The organism is Microcoleus sp. N9_B4 (assembly GCF_036701635.1).
GTDB lineage: Bacteria > Cyanobacteriota > Cyanobacteriia > Cyanobacteriales > Microcoleaceae > Microcoleus.
The window spans coordinates 85,128-105,752 of record NZ_JAUBRC010000009.1; the positions used below are offsets into that span (position 1 = coordinate 85,128).

16 protein-coding genes are annotated in these 20,625 nt (G+C 47.0%); 5 read left to right on the top strand and 11 right to left on the bottom strand.

What is annotated here, in order from left to right; all coding sequences use genetic code 11:
* Positions 1-1,104: hypothetical protein (locus tag QUA43_RS08465; protein WP_333372724.1), on the bottom strand; the 1,104-nt coding region annotated here is incomplete at its 3' end.
* Between the two features lie 643 nt (positions 1,105-1,747).
* Here QUA43_RS08465 and psaA point away from each other — a divergent pair.
* The 3 genes from psaA (at position 1,748) to QUA43_RS08480 (ending at position 8,941) form a co-directional block, all read left to right on the top strand.
* Entirely contained in the window at positions 1,748-4,042 is a 2,295-nt protein-coding gene (gene psaA, locus QUA43_RS08470; protein WP_333372727.1) for a photosystem I core protein PsaA, read from the top strand.
* Positions 4,043-4,152: 110 nt separating this feature from the next.
* Entirely contained in the window at positions 4,153-6,378 is a 2,226-nt protein-coding gene (gene psaB / locus QUA43_RS08475; protein WP_333372730.1) for a photosystem I core protein PsaB, read from the top strand.
* Positions 6,379-6,781: 403 nt separating this feature from the next.
* Complete coding sequence (locus QUA43_RS08480; RefSeq protein ID WP_333372733.1) at positions 6,782-8,941, top strand: NACHT C-terminal helical domain 2-containing protein; 2,160 nt, start codon at positions 6,782-6,784, stop codon at positions 8,939-8,941.
* A 125-nt stretch (positions 8,942-9,066) separates the two neighbouring features.
* On the opposite strand, the gene QUA43_RS08485 is transcribed toward QUA43_RS08480, so the two are convergent.
* Both QUA43_RS08485 and QUA43_RS08490 read right to left on the bottom strand, forming a co-directional pair.
* Positions 9,067-9,261 (bottom strand): hypothetical protein, encoded by a 195-nt coding sequence (locus tag QUA43_RS08485; protein WP_236506337.1) that lies wholly within the window; start codon positions 9,259-9,261, stop codon positions 9,067-9,069.
* A 155-nt stretch (positions 9,262-9,416) separates the two neighbouring features.
* Positions 9,417-9,629: a helix-turn-helix domain-containing protein gene (locus tag QUA43_RS08490; RefSeq protein WP_006631306.1), complete on the bottom strand. Its 213-nt coding sequence runs from the start codon at positions 9,627-9,629 to the stop codon at positions 9,417-9,419.
* A 129-nt stretch (positions 9,630-9,758) separates the two neighbouring features.
* Here QUA43_RS08490 and QUA43_RS08495 point away from each other — a divergent pair, with 129 nt between their 5' ends.
* The gene (locus QUA43_RS08495; RefSeq protein ID WP_333372735.1) at positions 9,759-10,229 is read left to right on the top strand and encodes a hypothetical protein; all 471 of its coding nucleotides are present in this window, start codon (positions 9,759-9,761) and stop codon (positions 10,227-10,229) included.
* 323 nt (positions 10,230-10,552) lie between these two features.
* On the top strand, positions 10,553-10,771 hold the full coding sequence (locus QUA43_RS08500; RefSeq protein WP_333372737.1) for a type II toxin-antitoxin system HicB family antitoxin: 219 nt from the start codon (positions 10,553-10,555) through the stop codon (positions 10,769-10,771).
* On the opposite strand, the gene QUA43_RS08505 is transcribed toward QUA43_RS08500, so the two are convergent.
* The 8 genes from QUA43_RS08505 to mraY all read right to left on the bottom strand — a co-directional run bounded on the left by QUA43_RS08505 (position 10,768) and on the right by mraY (position 20,608).
* A complete protein-coding gene (locus QUA43_RS08505) occupies positions 10,768-10,974 on the bottom strand; it encodes a hypothetical protein (protein WP_333372740.1) in 207 nt (68 codons plus the stop codon). The two genes, QUA43_RS08500 and QUA43_RS08505, sit on opposite strands and share 4 nt — an antisense overlap.
* A gap of 253 nt (positions 10,975-11,227) precedes the next feature.
* On the bottom strand, positions 11,228-12,550 hold the full coding sequence (locus QUA43_RS08510; RefSeq protein WP_333372743.1) for a CO2 hydration protein: 1,323 nt from the start codon (positions 12,548-12,550) through the stop codon (positions 11,228-11,230).
* A gap of 177 nt (positions 12,551-12,727) precedes the next feature.
* Positions 12,728-14,281 carry an NADH-quinone oxidoreductase subunit M gene (locus QUA43_RS08515; protein WP_333372746.1) on the bottom strand — a complete coding sequence of 518 codons (1,554 nt, stop codon included), beginning with the start codon at positions 14,279-14,281 and terminating at the stop codon, positions 12,728-12,730.
* Between the two features lie 201 nt (positions 14,282-14,482).
* Positions 14,483-15,202, bottom strand: coding sequence for a carbonic anhydrase (locus tag QUA43_RS08520; RefSeq protein WP_333372749.1), 720 nt, complete (start codon positions 15,200-15,202; stop codon positions 14,483-14,485).
* A gap of 104 nt (positions 15,203-15,306) precedes the next feature.
* Positions 15,307-17,166: an NAD(P)H-quinone oxidoreductase subunit F gene (locus QUA43_RS08525; RefSeq protein ID WP_333372751.1), complete on the bottom strand. Its 1,860-nt coding sequence runs from the start codon at positions 17,164-17,166 to the stop codon at positions 15,307-15,309.
* Positions 17,167-17,501: 335 nt separating this feature from the next.
* On the bottom strand, positions 17,502-18,530 hold the full coding sequence (locus tag QUA43_RS08530) for a glycosyltransferase (protein ID WP_333372754.1): 1,029 nt from the start codon (positions 18,528-18,530) through the stop codon (positions 17,502-17,504).
* Between the two features lie 82 nt (positions 18,531-18,612).
* The gene (locus QUA43_RS08535; protein ID WP_333372757.1) at positions 18,613-19,347 is read right to left on the bottom strand and encodes a L,D-transpeptidase; all 735 of its coding nucleotides are present in this window, start codon (positions 19,345-19,347) and stop codon (positions 18,613-18,615) included.
* A 145-nt stretch (positions 19,348-19,492) separates the two neighbouring features.
* On the bottom strand, positions 19,493-20,608 hold the full coding sequence (gene mraY, locus QUA43_RS08540; protein ID WP_333372762.1) for a phospho-N-acetylmuramoyl-pentapeptide-transferase: 1,116 nt from the start codon (positions 20,606-20,608) through the stop codon (positions 19,493-19,495).
* Between the last annotated feature and the right edge of the window lie 17 nt (positions 20,609-20,625).

Consider the following 20,625-nt stretch of genomic DNA (forward strand, 5'->3'; position numbering starts at 1 on the left):
TATTACTGGAAGGGGATCAACTTCGGGAGCGACTGTTGGCTCTAAGCTCGGTTGGGTAACAGGGGTTTCTGGAACCGCTGGTGAGGGTTGGACAACTGGTGTTTTTTCTAATGCAGGTGTCAGTGTCGGTTCGGGGGTTGGGGTTGGTGTGGGAGCGGGGGCTTGGTAGGTGCGATCGACTATACCGCGAGTTTCTGCTGCTGTTAGTTCGCCCCGCACTAATTTTGAAAGAGGATCTTGGCCAAGCGGTTGGAAATTTATCAGTCTGACTGTATTATTAAAGGCGTTTTTGACGATATTTCCCCGTTCGTCAATTAATTCTAGCTGTACCCAGTTTTTCCCTGGTTTGAATCCTTTAAGATATATAGGTTGCCACTGATCGATCGCAAAGCTTTGGCCGTTGACTGTGGCTCGAATTTTCCAATCGAGTATTTCATCTTGGGAATTTTTTTGCGCCACTTCGTGCAGGGGGGCATTTGTCAAGTAAAAGTCGAGCAGGATGGGTTCTGCCCCGTAGCTGCCTTGGGGGCTGTTGTACGTTAATAGGGGCAATGTTCGATCGGGATTATTGTCGTCTGTTTTGGTAAAAACGTGAAAGGTTGTTTGAGCCGCGGCACCTTCGTTTTTAAAGCTTTCTTCCCAAGGGCGAGCGGCTAACACCCGCAGGGTATGGGTTCCGGGTTCTAAGTCGGAGAGCGTTAAAGGTTGGTTGATATCGTAAACTGCTGCATAAGGTTGGTTGTCTAATAAAACTTGCAGATGGGGGCCCAAACCCAAGTTTGCATCTTTGAAAATGGGCAAGTCCTTCACTTGGAACTGAACAGACACATTTATATCCTGAAGCACTTCGTCAGGTTTTGGATTCAAAATACTAATTTGAGGCTGGTAGATTTCTAGAGCCTGACGCAGTTGTTGAATGGCTTCTGGGGGAGAAACCTCTGAAATTCTGTTTACTGGGGCGGTAGCTGAGCCGCTCTTGTTCCCTGATTTGGGCAATTCGGGATGGCCCGCGCCACAACTTGCTAAACCCAAAATTAATACTGCTACTGCGAACAATGCCACCAGCCTGCCCGCAACCGTTCTGTGCCAATTGATCCCAATCACGCAACCATACTCCTAGAAGCCTTCTCATAGGGAACTATAGCCCAAAAATGAATTTAGTATTGGGGAATTGCCGGCCAGGAATGCCAAAGCCGCGTAGGAACCCGGATTGAGGCGGCAGCGGGCAACCCATCCTCTCCTACTCTTAATTGCCGCAGCCTTTTTCCAAAACATATATCTACAAATGAGTATTCCTAAATTACCTTATCTTTGAGTTTTGTAAAGTTAATGGCAGTACCCCTTGACTTTTTCGAGGGACTGTGGGATTTAAAGGCGTTATTACATCAAGAATTGAGCCTTTTTTAAGTATTGTTAACAAGCGATTAATACTCCTCTAGCAAGCTTATAATTCATAAAACTCCCTCAAAAGGAGCAGTCGCATCAAGCCTAAATCAGGAACTCGATCGGCAGCTCATCTGGAGAGAAGAGTTAGCAGTACCCAGGCACATTGTTAGCGACACTGGGAAACTGGCTTCTTCAAAGAAGCAAAATGCTTGGGAAGACGATGCACCTGCGTCTAACTCTGCAAAGAGTGAAGTGCATTGCAGTGTCGGCTTTCCCGAGAATCCCCCGCCTAATCAAGCGCGGGGAGTGTCAGGTACAGTATTCAGTTCTCGTTCCTTGTCTTACCGAGAGGAGAGTCTTCATGACCATTAGTCCTCCAGAGCGAGAGGTAAAAGCTAGGGTAGTAGTCGATAAGAATCCGGTTCCAACTTCTTTCGAGAAGTGGTCAAAACCCGGTCATTTCGATCGCACTCTAGCTAAGGGGCCAAAAACCACCACTTGGATTTGGAACCTCCACGCTAACGCTCACGACTTTGACAGTCATACAAGTGACTTAGAAGACGTTTCGCGCAAAATCTTTAGCGCTCACTTCGGCCACTTGGCAGTAATCTTCGTATGGTTGAGCGGCGCATATTTCCACGGCGCTAAATTTTCCAATTACGAAGCTTGGCTGACAAATCCTACAGCCATCAAGCCCAGCGCTCAAGTGGTCTGGCCGATTTTTGGTCAAGAAATTTTAAATGCAGATGTAGGCGGCGGCTTTCACGGAATTCAGATCACCTCTGGTCTATTCCAATTGTGGCGCGCCAACGGCATCACTAACTCATACCAGCTATATTGCACTGCGATCGGCGCCCTGGTAATGGCAGCTTTGATGCTGTTTGCCGGTTGGTTCCACTATCACGTCCGCGCTCCGAAACTGGAATGGTTCCAGAACGTGGAATCGATGATGAACCACCACTTGGCAGGTTTGCTAGGCTGCGGGTGCTTGGGCTTCGCAGGACAGCAAATTCACGTTGCCCTGCCGATCAATGCTTGCATGGACGCGATCGATGCAGGCGCACCGCTGACAGTCGGTGGCAAGCTGATTAAAACAGTTGCCGACATCCCTCTGCCACACGAGTGGATTTTAACACCGAGCTTGATGGCAGACATCTACCCAAGCTTCGCTAAAGGTTTAACCCCCTTCTTCACTCTCAACTGGGGCGCATACACAGACTTCCTGACCTTCAAAGGCGGTCTGAACCCCACAACTGGCGGTCTGTGGCTGACCGATACAGCACACCACCACTTAGCTTTGGCAGTGCTGTTCATCGTCGCCGGACACTTCTACCGCACGAACTGGGGCATCGGCCACAGCTTCAAAGAAGTTCTGGAAGCTCACAAAGGCCCTTTCACTGGCGAAGGGCACAAGGGGATGTACGAAATCTTCACGCAGTCTTGGCACTGCCAACTGTCGTGGAACTTAGCCTGGATGGGCTCTTTGAGCATCATCGTGGCTCACCACATGTACGCGATGCCTCCGTATCCGTACATCGCGACCGACTACCCAACTCAGCTATCCCTGTTCACCCACCACATGTGGATTGGCGGATTCCTGATTGTTGGAGCAGCCGCTCACGCAGCAATCTTCATGGTGCGGGACTACGATCCGGCCCAGCACGTTAATAACCTGCTCGACCGCGTAATCCGCCACAGAGATGCAATCATCTCTCACCTCAACTGGGTTTGCATATTCTTGGGCTTCCACAGCTTCGGTCTGTACGTTCATAACGACACGATGCGGGCTTTCGGTCGTCCTCAAGATTTGTTCTCCGATACCGGGATTCAGTTGCGTCCGATATTTGCCCAGTGGGTGCAAAACATCCACGCCTTGGCTCCGGGCACAACAGCGCCTAATGCTACGGAAATCGTCAGCCACGCTTTTGGCGGCGGTGCAGTAGTAGTCGCGGGCAAAGTAGCGATGATGCCGATCGAGTTGGGTACGGCGGACTTCTTGATCCACCACATCCACGCTTTCACCATTCACGTTACAGTCCTGATTCTTTTGAAGGGCGTGTTGTTTGCACGCAGTTCTCGCTTGGTTCCTGACAAAGGCAACTTGGGCTTCCGGTTCCCTTGCGACGGCCCAGGCCGTGGCGGCACCTGCCAAGTTTCTGGTTGGGATCACGTGTTCCTAGGCTTGTTCTGGATGTACAACTGCATCTCGATCGTGATTTTCCACTTTAGCTGGAAAATGCAGTCGGACGTGTGGGGAACAGTATCGCCAGACGGCACAATTTCTCACATTACCGGTGGCAACTTCGCACAAAGTGCGATCACGATTAACGGCTGGCTGCGGGACTTCCTTTGGGCGCAAGCTTCTCAGGTTATTCAGTCCTACGGTTCGGCACTGTCGGCCTACGGTCTGATGTTCCTAGCTGGACACTTCGTCTTCGCCTTCAGCTTGATGTTCCTGTTCAGCGGCCGCGGCTACTGGCAAGAACTGATTGAGTCGATTGTTTGGGCTCACAACAAGCTCAAGGTAGCTCCGTCGATTCAGCCTCGCGCTCTGAGCATTATTCAGGGTCGGGCTGTGGGTGTAGCTCACTACCTCCTAGGAGGAATTGTCACTACGTGGGCATTTTTCCTAGCGCGAATCATTTCGGTAGGGTAAACTACCCCTAGGTTTTGGATTCTCGATTTGGGAGGAATCTCAAATCGAGAATCCAAACTCCGAACCGAATCCCTTCAATTTTGTTCAGGATTCAGGATTAATCAAGGCTTATGGCAACGAAATTTCCAAAATTTAGCCAAGACCTTGCCCAAGACCCGACCACACGGCGGATCTGGTACGGGATTGCCACAGCACACGACTTTGAAAGCCACGATGGCATGACCGAAGAAAATCTTTACCAAAAGATTTTTGCTTCTCACTTCGGCCACCTAGCAATCATTTTCTTGTGGACTTCGGGCAGCCTGTTCCACGTAGCATGGCAAGGTAACTTTGAACAGTGGATTAAAGACCCTCTAAACGTCCGCCCGATCGCTCACGCGATTTGGGACCCGCAATTTGGGGCTCCAGCAGTAGAGGCTTTCACTCAAGCTGGCGCTTCTAACCCGGTGGACATCTCTTACTCTGGTGTCTACCATTGGTGGTTCACCCAAGGGATTCGGACAAATGCCGACCTGTATCAAGGAGCTATCTTCTTGCTACTACTGGCCGCTGTCTTCCTGTTCGCAGGTTGGTTGCACCTCCAGCCCAAGTACCGCCCCAGCTTGTCTTGGTTCAAAAATGCTGAATCTCGCCTCAACCACCACTTGGCTGGTTTGTTCGGTGTCAGCTCTTTGGCTTGGACTGGTCACATGGTTCACGTTGCTATCCCCGAATCTCGCGGACAGCACGTAGGTTGGGACAACTTTCTGTCTACCCCACCTCACCCGGCCGGTTTGGCTCCGTTCTTCAGTGGTAACTGGGGCGTATACGCCGAGAACCCAGATGCAGCGAGCCATGTCTTCGGTACTTCCGAAGGCGCTGGAACCGCAATTCTGACTTTCTTGGGTGGCTTCCACCCTCAAACAGAATCCCTGTGGCTGACAGACATTGCTCACCACCACTTGGCGATCGCAGTTCTGTTTATCGTTGCCGGTCATATGTACCGGACTAACTTCGGTATCGGTCACAGCATCAAAGAAATGTGCGATGCCAAAGATTTCTTTGGCAAGAAAGTTGAAGGCCCCTTCAATATGCCTCACCAAGGCATTTACGAGACCTACAACAACTCGCTGCACTTCCAATTAGGCTGGCACTTGGCTGCTTTGGGTGTCATTACCTCCCTGGTAGCGCAGCACATGTACGCGATGCCTCCCTACGCTTTCATAGCGCAGGATCACACAACGATGGCTGCGTTGTACACGCACCACCAGTACATCGCTGGATTCATCATGGTCGGCGCTTTCGCCCACGGAGCTATCTTCTTGGTGCGGGACTACGATCCTGAAGCAAACAAAGGCAACGTGCTCGATCGCGTGTTGCAGCACAAAGAAGCGATTATCTCTCACTTGAGCTGGGTGTCGCTGTTCTTGGGCTTCCACACTCTCGGCCTGTACGTTCACAATGACGTTGTAGTTGCTTTCGGAACTCCTGAAAAGCAAATCTTGATTGAACCAGTGTTCGCACAGTTCATCCAAGCTGCTCACGGAAAAGCTCTCTACGGCATGGACGTGCTGTTGTCTAACCCCGACAGCATTGCTTCTACCGCTTGGCCAAACTACGGCAACGTATGGCTCCCAGGCTGGTTGGACGCGATTAACAACGGTACTAACTCTCTCTTCTTGGCGATCGGACCTGGCGATTTCTTGGTTCACCACGCGATCGCACTAGGCTTGCACACCACCACCTTGATCTTGGTCAAGGGCGCTCTGGATGCACGCGGTTCTAAGCTGATGCCGGACAAAAAAGACTTCGGTTATGCTTTCCCTTGCGACGGCCCCGGCCGTGGCGGTACTTGCGACATCTCTGCTTGGGACGCCATGTACCTGTCTGTATTCTGGATGTTGAACACCCTAGCTTGGGTAACGTTCTACTGGCACTGGAAGCACCTGGGCATCTGGCAAGGTAACGTGGCTCAGTTCAATGAGTCTTCTACCTACCTGATGGGCTGGTTCCGCGATTACCTCTGGCTGTATTCTTCTCAGTTGATCAACGGTTACAACCCGTATGGTACTAACAACTTGTCAGTCTGGGCTTGGATGTTCTTATTCGGACACCTCGTTTGGGCAACTGGTTTCATGTTCCTGATCTCTTGGAGAGGTTACTGGCAAGAGTTGATCGAGACTTTGGTTTGGGCTCACGAGCGCACTCCTTTGGCTAACTTGGTTCGCTGGAAAGACAAGCCTGTTGCTTTGTCCATCGTCCAAGGTCGTTTGGTTGGCTTAGTTCACTTTACTGTGGGCAACGTCCTCACTTACGCGGCCTTTGTAATTGCCTCGACGGCCGGGAAATTCGGGTAATTCCGAAGTCTGGTTTTGTAGGTAATTAAATCAAATCCCCTGCCTTCTGGCGGGGGATTTTTTTGTATTTAGGTTAATGCAAAGGACAGGAGCAAGTTTGTATGGCAGGGCTTGTTCACTCAGACTAAAGAAACCGGGTTTTATTACCAAATCTGGGGACTGCAATGCGTCTTTTCGTAAAAAACCCGGTTTCTGCGCCCCATGCGTAAGTCCTAATACCCTCTGCGTTGCGGCGGATTGCTGAGGCTGAGCCAGTCTCCTCTGCTGTGCTGGATTTAGTGTATCGGAGCATTGAGCAAGGACAAGCTGCGCTTGATGCGTCAAACTAGAGATATATAGAAGAAACCCGGTTTCTGACCTCCACGAGCCTAAGTCCCATCATCAAAACCTCATTAATACTGCCATGACAGGAATTGAACCCTTTGCTATAAGTTGTGTTAGCGGTATCGCCCTCCCCATTTTCCAGTCAGTCTTTGAAACTGGTGGCAAGTTTCTCGGTTTGATGGGGAAAAAGCTAGATGATAAAACTAAACAGCTAATTTACACGGCATCGGGGGAATACGGCAAACGCTACTTCAAGCGTCACGGCATTCTGAAAGCATTGGGAATGCGCGAGGCAGTGCCATTAGAATCGGTGTATACTGCGGTGCAGTTTTTGGATGAGCAACAAATCCGCAGTTTTGAATCCATCCAAAATTTAGAGGAAGCTTACCGCCAAGCAAACAAGCGAAATTTTCAGCAGCAAGATTGCCAGAAGCAAGAAGGGCTAAAAATTGCTAATGAGAAGCAGTATTTGATGGTTTTAGGGCAGCCGGGAGCCGGAAAATCTACTTTTTTGCGAAAAACTGGACTCGAAGCACTGAAGGGCAAAAAAGGCGAGTTCAAACATAATTGTATTCCCGTTTTTATCGAACTTAAAAGCTTTACATCTAGTCAAATAGACATAGAAAAATTAATTGTTGAAGAATTTAGCATTTGTGGCTTTCCCCATTCTGAGCAATTTATCGCTAAGGCATTAGAGCAGGGAAAACTGTTAATCTTGCTGGATGGATTGGATGAAGTGCCAACAGTCAACACAAATGAGGTGATCGGTAAAATTCAAAATTTTGTCGATCGCTATGACAAAAATCGCTTCATTGTCTCTTGTCGCACCGCCGCTTATAGAAACAACTTTCAACGCTTTACTGATGTCAAACTTGCAGACTTTGACAATAGTCAAATTGAGCAATTTATTGGTAACTGGTTTCAGTCTGAGGTGGACAAACAAGCGGGAACAGCTCAAAAATGTTGGGAGTTATTGCAAAAGCCAGAATATGCAGCAGCTAAAGAGTTAGCCCACACGCCATTATTGCTAACTTTCCTCTGTCTCAATTACGATCGTTCGCAAAACTTTCCGAATAATCGCAGCGTTCTCTACAAAAAGGCTTTGCGGATATTGTTAGAAGAATGGGCGGCGGAAAAGCGGATTCTGCGAGATGAAATTTATCAAGGACTCAGCACGGAGTTAGAGGAGAGTTTGTTATCGGAGATTGCTTATACTGGTTTTGAGACTGATAAGCTGTTTTTTTCGCAGCGAGAAGTGGTTGAGGAAATCAAAACTTTTTTAGCAGGCAATTTGAATGCACCGAAGCATTTAGACGGTGAGGCGGTTCTGAAAGCTATTGCTGTTCAACAGGGGATTTTGGTAGAACGAGCTGAGGATGTGTACTCGTTTTCGCATTTGACGCTTCAGGAATATCTCACGGCGCAATATATTGCTGATAATAATTTAATTGAGCCGTTAGTTACAGGTCATTTTGGCGATCGACGCTGGCGAGAAGTATTTTTGTTGGTAGCGGGGTTGGTGCGTGCAAAAAATGGGGCGGATGACTTGCTATTGTTAATGGAAAAAGAGGCTCAAAAGTATATTAACAGGCCGAAGTTGCAAGGGCTATTGCAATGGGCAGATGCAGCGACTGAGGGATCTGAAGGTGATTTGAAGCCTGTGGGTAAACGTGCTGGGGCGATCGCCAACGCCATCGCCATCACCGATGCCCACGCCATCGCCAACATATACGCCAACGGCATCTCCGTCATCTACGACGACATCTACATCAACGCCGAGGCCAACCTCATGACCATCTTCTACGCCAAGTCAATCGCCAACGCCAACGCCAACGCCATCGTCTTCACCAACGCCAACACCATCACCAACGCCGACACCATCGCCGACGCCATCAAGTTGGCCCAAGAATTTGAAAAAATTAAAATCTTCCATGAGGTGAACTTTACTCAACTCATTAGTCAACTGGAAGAACTCCAGCAGCAATTGCCTGATGCTGATCAACCTAAACAAATACACTTAGCATTTTTAGATCGCTTGTTAGATACCTGGTGTCATGCACTTCATATCAATCCAGAAATAATCAAATTATCTGAGGAAGAAGCAGAGGCGCTGGGAGATTATTTATTTGCCAATTATTTGATGATCCAATGCAAGGAAGCAGCAGTGAGAATATCAGCAAAAACCTGGGAAGAAATAGAATCGCGGATGTTGGTAGTTCCAGAGAATTCTACGATTTGAGATTCTAGATACGGGAGTTACGCACTTCGAGCAAAGAAACCGGGTTTTTACCTAATCTGTCTGTTGCAACGAAGTATTTTCGTAAAAAACCCGGTTTCTGGACACCCACCTGGCTTTCCTCAGCTTCAGATTTCCCCATTAACCTGCATCTGATGTACTTTGTCCGCCAACTCTTGGCGACTTTCCTTATCGAGTGCATCAATTGCCAGCATTCCCAAATACACGACTTCCTTCTGGGTTAGTCTGGTCGCTTGGGCTTGTTTTTGAATGACTTCCTTAATCACGGAACTGACCGCGATCGCAGTATTAGTTTTTGCCACGAAGAATAATCAACTATGAATAACTTTCCTTGATGTTAGCATCCTAGGTTAGATTAATTGCGATAATGTTTGACAATTCACAGTTAATCATGCTATAGTCTAGAAAATACAAAAAAGCGATCGCCCCCGGTCTAGACAACTTAAGGCCGATCGACCTATTCCTCCAAAACCTCAACCAAATCCTCAATCATCACATCAAAAGTCCGAGCTAATTTCAGCAGCAAAGTAAAGTCAACCGTTGTCAGCCCTGGACAGCGAGCATAATGCTTGACCGTGTTGTATACCACCCCAGAACGTTCTGAAACTTCCTTGAATGTCCAACCTTTCTCTGCTGCTAGTTCTCTGACTTTAATTCTGACTAAACCCATGCTTGACAATGGGTGCTATAACACCTTACAATAAATTTATCTAAAAAGCCGATCGCCCCCCGGTCTGGACAACTAAAGGGCGATCGTTTTCAAAACTTAAATAGACAGTTACTAGCTGTCTGACTTACTATGATAGCATCATCCCAGCTAAAATCAAGCACTTTCGCCTGCTCCAAAATAATTCACAAATCTCCCATCCTGCATCCGCTGGCGAGATTCGTTACCGAAGAAACAGTCGCACTCTTGTTCAATATCGCAGCAGACGAGATTTACCGCATCGAATGCTGTCGCTACATGGTTTACGTTCACGCCAAAGGCATTAGTCGGTTTGTCAGCTACGCCGATTTTCCCCCGATTTTAGCAGTAAAGCCGATCGCACTTCAAGATTTTGGCAGATGGTACAAACGCTGGAAAAGCAAGCAAGCACCTGCATTTTGGACGAAATTCTACACCCACAAGTTCAAAAAAGCTGTTTCAGTTGACAGCTTGCTGGAGTGGGGCCAATTGGTAGCTACTGTTAAATCGGCAATTTCTGGGGCGGCGCTGCAACAGCTACGAGATGTCTATGCCCAAGAAAAAGATTTGATGGAGAAATTTTAAAGTGCGATCGCCCCGACAACCAACTGCGAGAATGGGCCAAGGAAAAATTAAAATAAATGGCTAAGTGAGAAAATGGAGGTAGAAAATGGACAATCACCATGCCTAGAAAAATTCGCGAGTTAAAAGCTCAGATTACCCGTGAGGGCTTTATCTTTATTTATTTGCCAAAACGCGGAAAAGGCAGCCATGAGAGATGGTAGCATCCTTTGATTGGGAAGACATTAACAATTCCAGGCAAAGACGGAGATGATGTGCCACGCTATGAGAGAGAAGCAGTTGGCAATATTGTTAGCCGAACTCGACGAGTTAAAGGAGGAAGATTCATGAATCGATACAGTATGATCGTCCAATGGTCTGACGAGGATCAACTTTTCCTCGTGACGATTCCAGAGTTTGCCGAGCGCGTTGTCATGCCCTGTACCCACGGCAAAACCCGCTCAGAAGCCATCCGACATGGCGAAGAAGTGATCGAAATGTATCTAGAAGCTTGGGAGGAAGAAGGTGAAGCCATCCCCGCACCTAGCATTCTTCAAATCGCCTAGAACACTTCATCCTCGATTCCCAGCCACCATTCCCCCAGACTCATTAAATCTTTGTGAATGTCCGTAAGTTCTGTCATATAATCTTCAGCAGAAATCTCCGATCGCCTTTCTTGCAATTTTTTCAGCCGCAGTTGCACCAACAGCCAAGGTTTGGAAATCCCATCGGTTGCTTCGATATATTTGGCTAGCTCTTTGCTGTCCATAGTTATTGGTTATTTTTTAAATCGGAATAATTAAACCGCAGAGAACGCAGAGAACGCATAGGAAGAGAACAGAGAGATGAATAATTCGGATACCAACTAATCTAATATTATAGGACTTTTGAAACGGCTTAAAAAAGCTCTCATTTTTCCCAGTCGGTTGCAAGCGACTTGAGCTTTGAGCCAGGGGTTAAAACCCCTGGCGGACTAACGAACTGGCGGACTTTTCAGCTAAGATGTCTCCCGCCAACATCTTTTACCTATAATCCGAAGTCTGAATATTCTTGAGCTTCGCCGCATATTTCATGCCGTATTCCGGGCGACAGAAGCGATCGATCTGAGACTCAAAGAAAGCTCGATTTGCCTTCAAATGCTTTGGATTCGGGTCATCTAAAGGATACAAAAGAGCAGTCCGCAACGCTTGAATCACCGCCGAAGTAACGCAGTACATCGAGCGCTGAAATGTCACCCCAATTTGATTGAGGATATCATCTTCGCCGCGACAGCGCTGTTTGTAGAAATCCATCAAATAAGGCGGCAGGAAATGCAGCATATCTTGTGCTAGCAAAGTCGGCGGAATTCCCGCCGTACCTACCGGGAATTTGTCTGCATACAATACTCCGAAGTGAAAGTCTTTTTGGTCGTCAGGAACTTCCTTAGCTTGAGCGTTGTAAGATTTGGTGCCTCGGAACGGGGAAGTGCGGTAAAATACAGCTTCCACGTAAGGTAACGCTGCTTCATACAGCCAAGTGAAACCTTTAGATTTGGGGATGATTTCGTAGGTTTCGCCGTCGATTTGAACGTGGTGGTAAATCGGACGACCGGCGATCGCAAAAATGCCATTTACTAGGAAATCCATAGCTTGGGGGACTGTGGTAACTTTCCCTTCGTCGTACAAGTCGGAAACTTCAAAAAACACCGGTGCCATTACTTCCCAGAATAAACCGAGATTGCTGTAATAAGACATTTGGCGGCACTGTTCTAAAAACATTTCGGGAAATGCTTTGTGAAGTGCCAGCATAAACGGGTCTTTTTTGAAGTAAGCTTTAATTGCGCGATCGGCATTAGCCTTATATTCGTCACTGTCCAAATAAGGATCGAATTGATTTGTCGGCACGTACAAGCCGCGGTGCCAAAGCATTGACCTCATGCACTCTTCCGCAAATTCCATGTTAATGCGATCGTGCCACAAATGGTGCACAAATCGAGGGAGTTTACCAGTTTCTCCCTTTTCCATGAACTCCAAAAGTTCCGGGTGAACACTTCCAGTCCCGCGCCAAATCCGCAAATCTGCACCGTCGCCTGCATAGTGATTTTGTAAATCTAAATACTCTTGCGGTAAAAAGTATTTAAAGAAAGGAAGCGGGTGTAAAAATACTCGTTCGGCGATGTAAAGCAAATCCCGCCAGTAGAAATCCATCGGCACCGCGTAGGCTTTCCAAATAGCGATAATTTGCATCAGATTTTCCGGCGTATCTGGAATCATCGCGCCGCCAGCTTCTAGCCTGTGAATTATTTCGGCAAATTCGTGCTTGGAAGGAGGTAGTTTAGTTGCTGGTTTATTAGGAGTTTGTACCATTGTTTCTTCCTTTGATTGAGTGAATCTAAATATTTTGAATTATTGCAAAAAGCTGCGGTTCTTTAACGGGTTTTCCGGCTCTGCTTGGGAACCGATATCCAGGCAAGAGCCGGAAAATTGGAGGCAGAGCCTCCGGATCTGCGTTACCAGGCAGATCCTGGCAACGAGTAAATTCTCTTAGTCAGCAGAGATGGAGTTCGTTTTTGTAGATGCGATTTCCATACCCGAGTTTTCCAGGGGATAGCTAATAGCAACTTGAGCATTTCTGTCGGCAGGCAGAGTTGCAACGATCGCATTTGTAGTGGATTCGCTCCACTTTAGCAGCCAAGCAGGTTGAATTCCCAACACAAAAATGATGCCTGCCAAAACCAGCGCCGGCATATTTTCAGCAAACGTAACTGGAGGGTAGTAAGCCGTGGCATTGTCCAACTTCCCAAAACAGGTGCGGTTGAGCAGAATCACAAAGTAAACTGCTGTTAAACCCGAAGCTAAAATGCAGACTAAAGTTGGAATTGGAAAGATCGAGAAACTGCCTTGAAATACTAAAAATTCGGAAATAAAACCCACCAAACCGGGAATTCCGGCGCTTGCCATACCGCCCAAAACTAACAGGGAACTGGCCGTGGGTAAACCCCGCATCGGGTTCATCAAACCGTTAAGCACGTCCAAATCCCGCGTGCCAACTTTGGTTTCGATGATACCTACCAAATAAAATAGCAAAGCTAAAATTAAGCCGTGGCTTACCATTTGCCCGACAGCACCGATTAATGCCAGCTTCGTACCCGCGGCGCAGGCAACGAGGATGTAGCCCATATGCCCGATCGAACTATAGGCTACCATGCGCTTGATGTCTTTTTGGGCGATCGCGCTCAAAGCCCCGTACATCACGCTCACAGTCCCGATAATCGCTAAAACGGGAGCTATAATCGACCAAGTTTCGGGAAACAACTGCAAGCCGAACCGCACTAAACCGTAAGTTCCCAACTTCGCCAAAATCCCTCCCAGCAGAATTGCTGTTGCTGGCGAAGCTTCGACATAAGCATCCGGTAGCCAAGTGTGCAGCGGCACCAAGGGAATTTTAATTCCCAACCCAATTAGCAAAATTGTTAGCAGGATTAACTGCAAATTTCTCGGCAATTCTTGAGTGGTAATCGCACTGTAATCGAAATTTAAAGAACCGCTCAGCCAAGCCACCCCCAAAAATGCTGCCAGCACTAAAAGTCCCGAAACTGCCGTGTAGATCAAAAACTTCATGGCAGCGTATTCCCGCTGCTTTCCGCCCCAAATCGCAATCAACAGGTAAAAAGGAATTAATTCTACTTCGTAAAACAGTACAAACAGCAGCAAATTTTGAGACATCAAAGCTCCGGCAATACCAGCATTGATCAGCAAAATCAAAGCATAGTAAAGCTGGGGGCGCTCCATCTTTTCGCCAGTGCCGTAAATGACTAATAGCGTCAGCAAAGCACTTAAAACCAGCAGCGGCAAGGACAAGCCGTCAATGCCCAAGTTGTAGCTCAAACCTAATTGCGGAATCCAAGGTAAATATTCTTGAAATTGCAATCCCGAATTGGCTGGATCGAATTGAGTCAGCAGCCAGATATTCAAAATGAAAATAGCTGCCGCAAAAGCCGAGGCTATTGAACGCAGACGCATCCCATTGATATTTCCGGGCAGGAAACCGACTACCGCAGCGCCCAACGCGGGCAACCAGAGCAAGGCACTAAGCATAATGTGTGAAGAGTGAAGAGTAATATCAATTCCGCTTGCACCGGAATGATTGTTGACGGTTGAGGGTTGACAGTTAACTAGAATTTACTATTCCGATGCTAACTTATTTGATATTAAATATCAATTTGGCAGCTCTTTCTGGTTTGATAGTTTGAGAATTGAAATCTTACTTTTTCCCCAAATTATCAATTTAAAATAGCATCAAGACTCAACCAAAATATTGACTGCACCCGTGTCTAAATCGTAATACCCACCCACAACTTTCAGTTTATTCTCCGCAATTAACTGAGAGATAACTGGAGAGGCTTTCAACTTGTTAGCTTGCAGCACAACATTGGCTTTGCAGGCATTTTCTAGCTTGTCGCCTGCTTGGTTTTTCGAGCTTTCTACAGCAGGCTTAATCGCGTCGAGCAAACTGCCAATCTGACCGGGAACTTGAGCTCCTTTAATGGTTGCCTCTACCGCACCGCAACGTTTATGCCCGATTACCACAAGCACTTTTGCTCCCAGTACCAGCGTGCCAAATTCCAGGCTGCCAATTTCTTCTGGGGTAGCAACATTTCCGGCCACGCGACAGACAAATAAATCACCCAATCCTTGATCGAAGATAATCTCGGAAGGAAAGCGGGAATCTGCACAGCCTAGAATAGCAGCAAAGGGTTTTTGAGATTTGGCAACTTCGGTGAGGCGCCCAAAGTCTTGGTGGGGATTTTGGCGTTTGCTCTCAACAAACCGTTTGTTTCCGTCGATTAACTCTTTCAGAGCTGCATCGGGAGTTAAGTCAGTTTGAGCAATTGCTGGTTCGGGTGCAGCCAAATCAGCGCCTGCTCCTACTGCGAGTATCCCTGTACCAATAGCACCTGCGACAAATTTGAGGGAATTGCGTCGGGAAAGATTGAATTGTCTGTTATTTGGGTTCATTGATGTTTCCTGGTTGTATCGAGTTTGAAATCTTTGTTCAAGACTTCATGTTTTTAAGATTTTAGATTAAAATTGTCACCTAAAACCTTAACTTTTATATCTTTTTACCCGCCTACAATCAGCGACAAGCGAGCTAGCAGTGGCCAGCTTATCAGCAGTCCCAAAACGGCCACTCCGAACAGAATTGTCAAGGCGTAAAACTGAGTTTGACCGTTAACGTTGTACTTGAGGCTTTGCCCGCCAAAAACCGTTGCAAAACCGATTAAGTTCGCGAATCCGTCAACAATATTGCGATCGAACCAGGAGATGATTTGAGCAACTAAACCGACTGCAAATATCACTGTTACCCGGTAAAGTTGGGCAGTGTAAAAGTCGTAAGCAAAAAAGTCTTGCAAAGCTTGAGAACCGATTCGTACTGGTTTTTCCCATTTGTCGTTCATGTAAACAAATGCTCCGGCACCGATGCCGATCGCGGTTGACAAAACTAGCAATCCAGTTGCGGTATAATTCAAACTTGCCCCAGGCAATAAATGCCACGCAGCCAGCAAGTGCGGAACGTGCAAAGTAAAGCCCATTAAAACAGTCATCGGCAAGATAAAAGGCCAGTGAACTTCCGGCGAGCGTTCCGTCATTTGCTTTGGTTTGCCACCGAAAACTAAACCGAAGACGCGCACCAATCCAAAAGCAGTGACGCCGTTTACAAACAGCACTATTCCTAACAAGAAAGGGTGAGTTTGCCAAAGCCCGGATGTGAAGTCTTCTAAAGCCCAGAAGCAGCCGAAGGGCGGTAGTCCCACCAATCCAGCGCTACCGACAATAAACGATATTGCCGATATTGGCCGCTTTCCCCACAAACCGCCGAGAGCTCGGACATCCTGAGTGACGCTGTTCCAAACTACCGAACCGATACTCATCACCAACAAACCCATTGCCAAGGTGTAGGCAAATATCAATGTCAGGGCTGTCTGGGCTTGTCCGGTGCCGACGGCGATAAATACTAAGCCCATGTAAGAGCTGACAATATAGGAAAGCGTGCGCTTGATGTCAATTTGGGCGATCGCAATTAATGAAGCACCAACCGCCGTCGCAGCGCCTACAATAATAGTTGTCTTCAGTCCGATCGGCGACAAAGCAATCACCGGCTGCAACTTAATCAATATCCAAGCACCAGTTTCCACAACTACGGTGTTCCGCAAAATCGTCGCCGGCAGCGGGCCTTCCATCGCCTCATCCAGCCACAGGTGCAAGGGAAACTGAGCGCACTTACCCATCGGTCCGGCAATCAAAGCTAAAGTCAGCAGCGTCGCTACAGTAGGGTCAAGCTTTGCAGTCTGAGCCCAAACAGCCAACTCGTCAAAATTCCAAGTTCCAGCCAGCGGCAGAATTGCGACTACTCCCATCAGCAGGAATAAATCTCCCACCCGCTTTGTTAAGAAAGCGTCGCGGGCCCCTGTCACCACCAAAGACTGATTGAACCACAGCCCGACTAGCAGGTAAGTACCCAAAGTCAGAACTTCCAAAATCATGTAGCTGAAGAACAGGGAATTGCACAGTACCAACCCGCACATCCCGGCTTCAAACAGACCCATCAGGGAAAAGAACCTAGCCCAGCCCCAGTCCATTTCCATGTAACCGAAAGCATAAATCTGCGCCAGCAAGTTCAGTCCGGTAATCAAAACTGTCGCGCCGACGGTGACAGCAGAGATTTCTACGGGAATGGTTAAGTCTAAACCTGCTACATTCAGCCAGGGAATTAACTGGTGTTGTGTCGGTTGGTTCCAGATAGCTGTGAGGGCGATGACGCCGTGTAGGAAAGCGAAGAAGGTTAATATGGCGTTCACATAACCGGATGGTCTTGGCCCCGTGCGGCGGGTAACTGCTGGAAACCACAGTATCGAGAGAACTCCGCCGATGAGTGGATAGCAAGGTATAAACCAAACGGTCTGGAGTAAGATTTGAGCCATTGGCATTACTTGTAAAGGTTACAAAAATTTAAAATTATGAGAATAATTCCCAACGCGCTGACGACAGCAGTGAAAAGCCCGAAGGCAGAAGTAAAGAAAATTTTGGTGTTTGCCTCTGAGTTTCTTCCCCTCGTCAAACCGAGCGCTTCAGAATAGACTTATTAATTTTATATTAAGTATTGCGTTAAATTTTCATATTTCGGATTCAGCATATTTATTTGTACCGATAAACTCTACTTATAGGTATATATAGGCACGGATTGTGTACAAACGAATACTTGTCGATCGTAAGTGCGATCGCACAATGATTTATGGCTCTAAAATATTAAAACCGATTAAAACCGCTCAATCTGCCAAGCTGATTCGGGAAGTTTGGCTTGGCGCTGTCCCATCGCCCTTGCCCTAACATTCAAAAGACCGATCGGCGTATTAAACAAATCTACCAGATCGGCTCGGGCGATCCTCTTCGTTGGCGTAGCCCCCGTAGGGGCGGGCTTCGCTAACGCACTTTTGGCAGCCGCCACCGGAAATTCTTTGAACAGCCACCTAGCCAGCCGGTAAAAATATTCCGCTGTGGTGAATTCTCGCATCAAATCGACACCGTGGAGTTCGTGCAAATATTTATTAGATTCGCCGTACCGATACCATTGACTTTGCAACTGTTTTATTGTATAACGGTGGCGGTGTCGGACGATCGCATTTTCGGCAAAATACATTTTATAGGATGTTTCCCGCAAAATCCGCCAGCACAAGTCAGCATCGCCGCCGCTGGTGAGGTAAGGGCGAAATAATCCTATTTGTTGTAAAACTAGCCTCCGTACAGCTAAGTTAGCGGTTTGACCGTAGGGACAAAAAGGGTGAGCGAGAGTATGTTTTTGAGATAAAGTATTTTGGCGATCGGCGTGTTGTTCTAAGATAGTTTTACCGGGCAATGCGAGTATTTCCCCAGCGCTAATTCCTACTTCTAAGTCAACGAATGGCTTAACTAAATTTTCCAGCCAGTCAGATTGCGGGCGACAGTCTGCATCGGTAAATGCAATGATTTCGCCTGTTGATGCGCGAATTCCTTGATTGCGGGCGGCGTAGGAACTTTGAATCTGATTTTCGGTGAGGTGGCGAATGATTATTTGATTGAAATTGCTTCCTCCCCTTACCAAGGGGGGGAGTGAGGGGGGGTTAGAGGCTGCTGTTTGAAGGATGGTTGAAGTGCGATGGCTACTGTTGTTGTCTACTAAAAGATATTCTACACTGTGTGGCGGATAAGTTTGCGATCGCAGGCACTCAATTAAATCCGGCAAATCCCCCTCGCCGTTGTAAACTGGCACTACCACCGAAACTTGCGGGAAAAACGTTTTGTTGTTCATGGGGAAGGAGGCACAACACGGATTATGACACGGATACACGGATTAATGTTTGTACTTCCTCCTAATGACTACTGACTGCTGACTACGGACTAATTTCTACTGCCGTTCCCTTCTGCACAAACTGATATAATTCCTCAACATCCTTATTTTCCAGCGAAACGCAGCCCAAAGTCCAATTAGATCGATTCTTAATAATATTATCCGAATTAGCAGGTACGCCGTGAATCCCGACTTCACTACCTACACTATCGCCCCATGCAATTATACCATTTTGCTTAGCTTTGATATGTTTGCGCCAAGATTGCTTGGTTGGATAATCCAGCCACAGAAACTTTGACCAACTTTCGTGAGGATACATATCTTTAATTCTAAAAATTCCTTCCGGCGTGCGCGAATCCCCTGCTTTTAATTTATCACCTGTGGGATTGCCGCCAAATACAACAGGATAAGACTTGATTGGCTTTTTATCTGAATATACAGTCAGTCTGTATTTTGATTTTTCAACCAGGATTGAAATTCTAGTTTTATCTAACTTATCCGGTTCGCCTAAAATTTTTGTTAACGACTTGTCGTAGTTTAATAAATTATCTGCCTGCAATTTGGTATGTAAAGTAGTTAAATCATCAGCCGGACAATTATTTAAGCAAAAAACATCTAAAATGTAGGGAATTGGCACAGCATAACCGAGCCTAACGAGTTTCCAGTAAAAAATTGAGCTAGCAGCTAGCAAGAGAAGGCTTGCAGATGAAACCGTTATCCAAATATTGACCCTGATTTTTTTGAGTTCCATTGCATTAACGGGGATATAAATTGTCAAAATTATAACCTCGGACCCTTAAACAGGCAAGATGCCTGTTCCACAACTGCATTCAGTTATTGTGGAACAGGCATCTTGCCTGTTTCTTTCAAGTAGTAGAAAATATCTCTTACATCCCCTGTGTAATCCGTCACGCAATCCCTTCTCAACTGTTGCTAGTCAACATCAAAATCATTAACACTAACGCCCCGTTAGTTATATAAAAAATGCCAACAACCTGAGTTTCTAACCAGCCGCACAACTCTAAATGATGGTGCAGTGGAGCCATTCTTAACAGACGCTTGCCGATTCCATCAGGCCCTTTTGTAGCTTTGTAATAACCTACTTGAGCAATTACTGACAGCGTTTCTACAAAGAAAATCCCGCTGATAATTAATAATATCCAAAGGCTATTTGTTAATAAAGCTACCGCACCCAATGCACCGCCCAAAGCTAAAGCACCTGTATCGCCCATAAACACCTTGGCTGGATTGCGGTTGTGTGCTAAGAAACCGAAACAACTGCCGCTGATGCAAGCGCAAAATATCATTAATTCTGGCGAAGTTGAGGCTACAGATGCGCCCAATCCCAAAAGTGCGATCGCCCCCAAACCTCCCATCAATCCGTCAACACCATCGGTCAGATTAGTAGCATTGCTTTCGGCAACTAGCACAAAACCCGCCAGCGGCCAGAACAGCAAACCTAATGGCAATACCCAACCGAAAGGCAAAGCAACATTCGTAGAAATTGCAGGTTGATGAAACATCAACCACAGACAAAATAGAGCAGCAAAACTTATTTGCAAAGCCAATTTCATCCGAGGTGAAATACCTTTGTTCGACTTACGTCGCAGAATTTGCCAGTCATCAATCCAGCCAATGAAACCGTAAGCTAAAGTTAAAGCCGATACGGCAACAACATCTGAGTTAAACTTAGACCAAAGTAAAGCGACTGCTACCCCCGCAGGTATAAAAAAGATGCCTCCCATTGTCGGCGTTCCCGCTTTTTTCAAATGGGCTTGGGGGCCGTCTTCGCGAATTATTTGTCCTGCTTTTAGTTGCTGGAGTACGGGTACAACTGCATAGCCCAACCCCGACGCAACTAAAGCACAAACAACTAGCGGCATAAATAGCGATGCAGGTAAATTCAAAAATCTATCCGCTGCTACATCTAAACCGATTGCTACAGTGCCTAGCCCCAAACCCAGCAGCAGGAATAAATTCCTGCCTGTAAGTTTGAAAGGCAGACTAAAAGGGATTTTCTCATCCAAAAAGTTATCCATAACACTCCTCACCACAC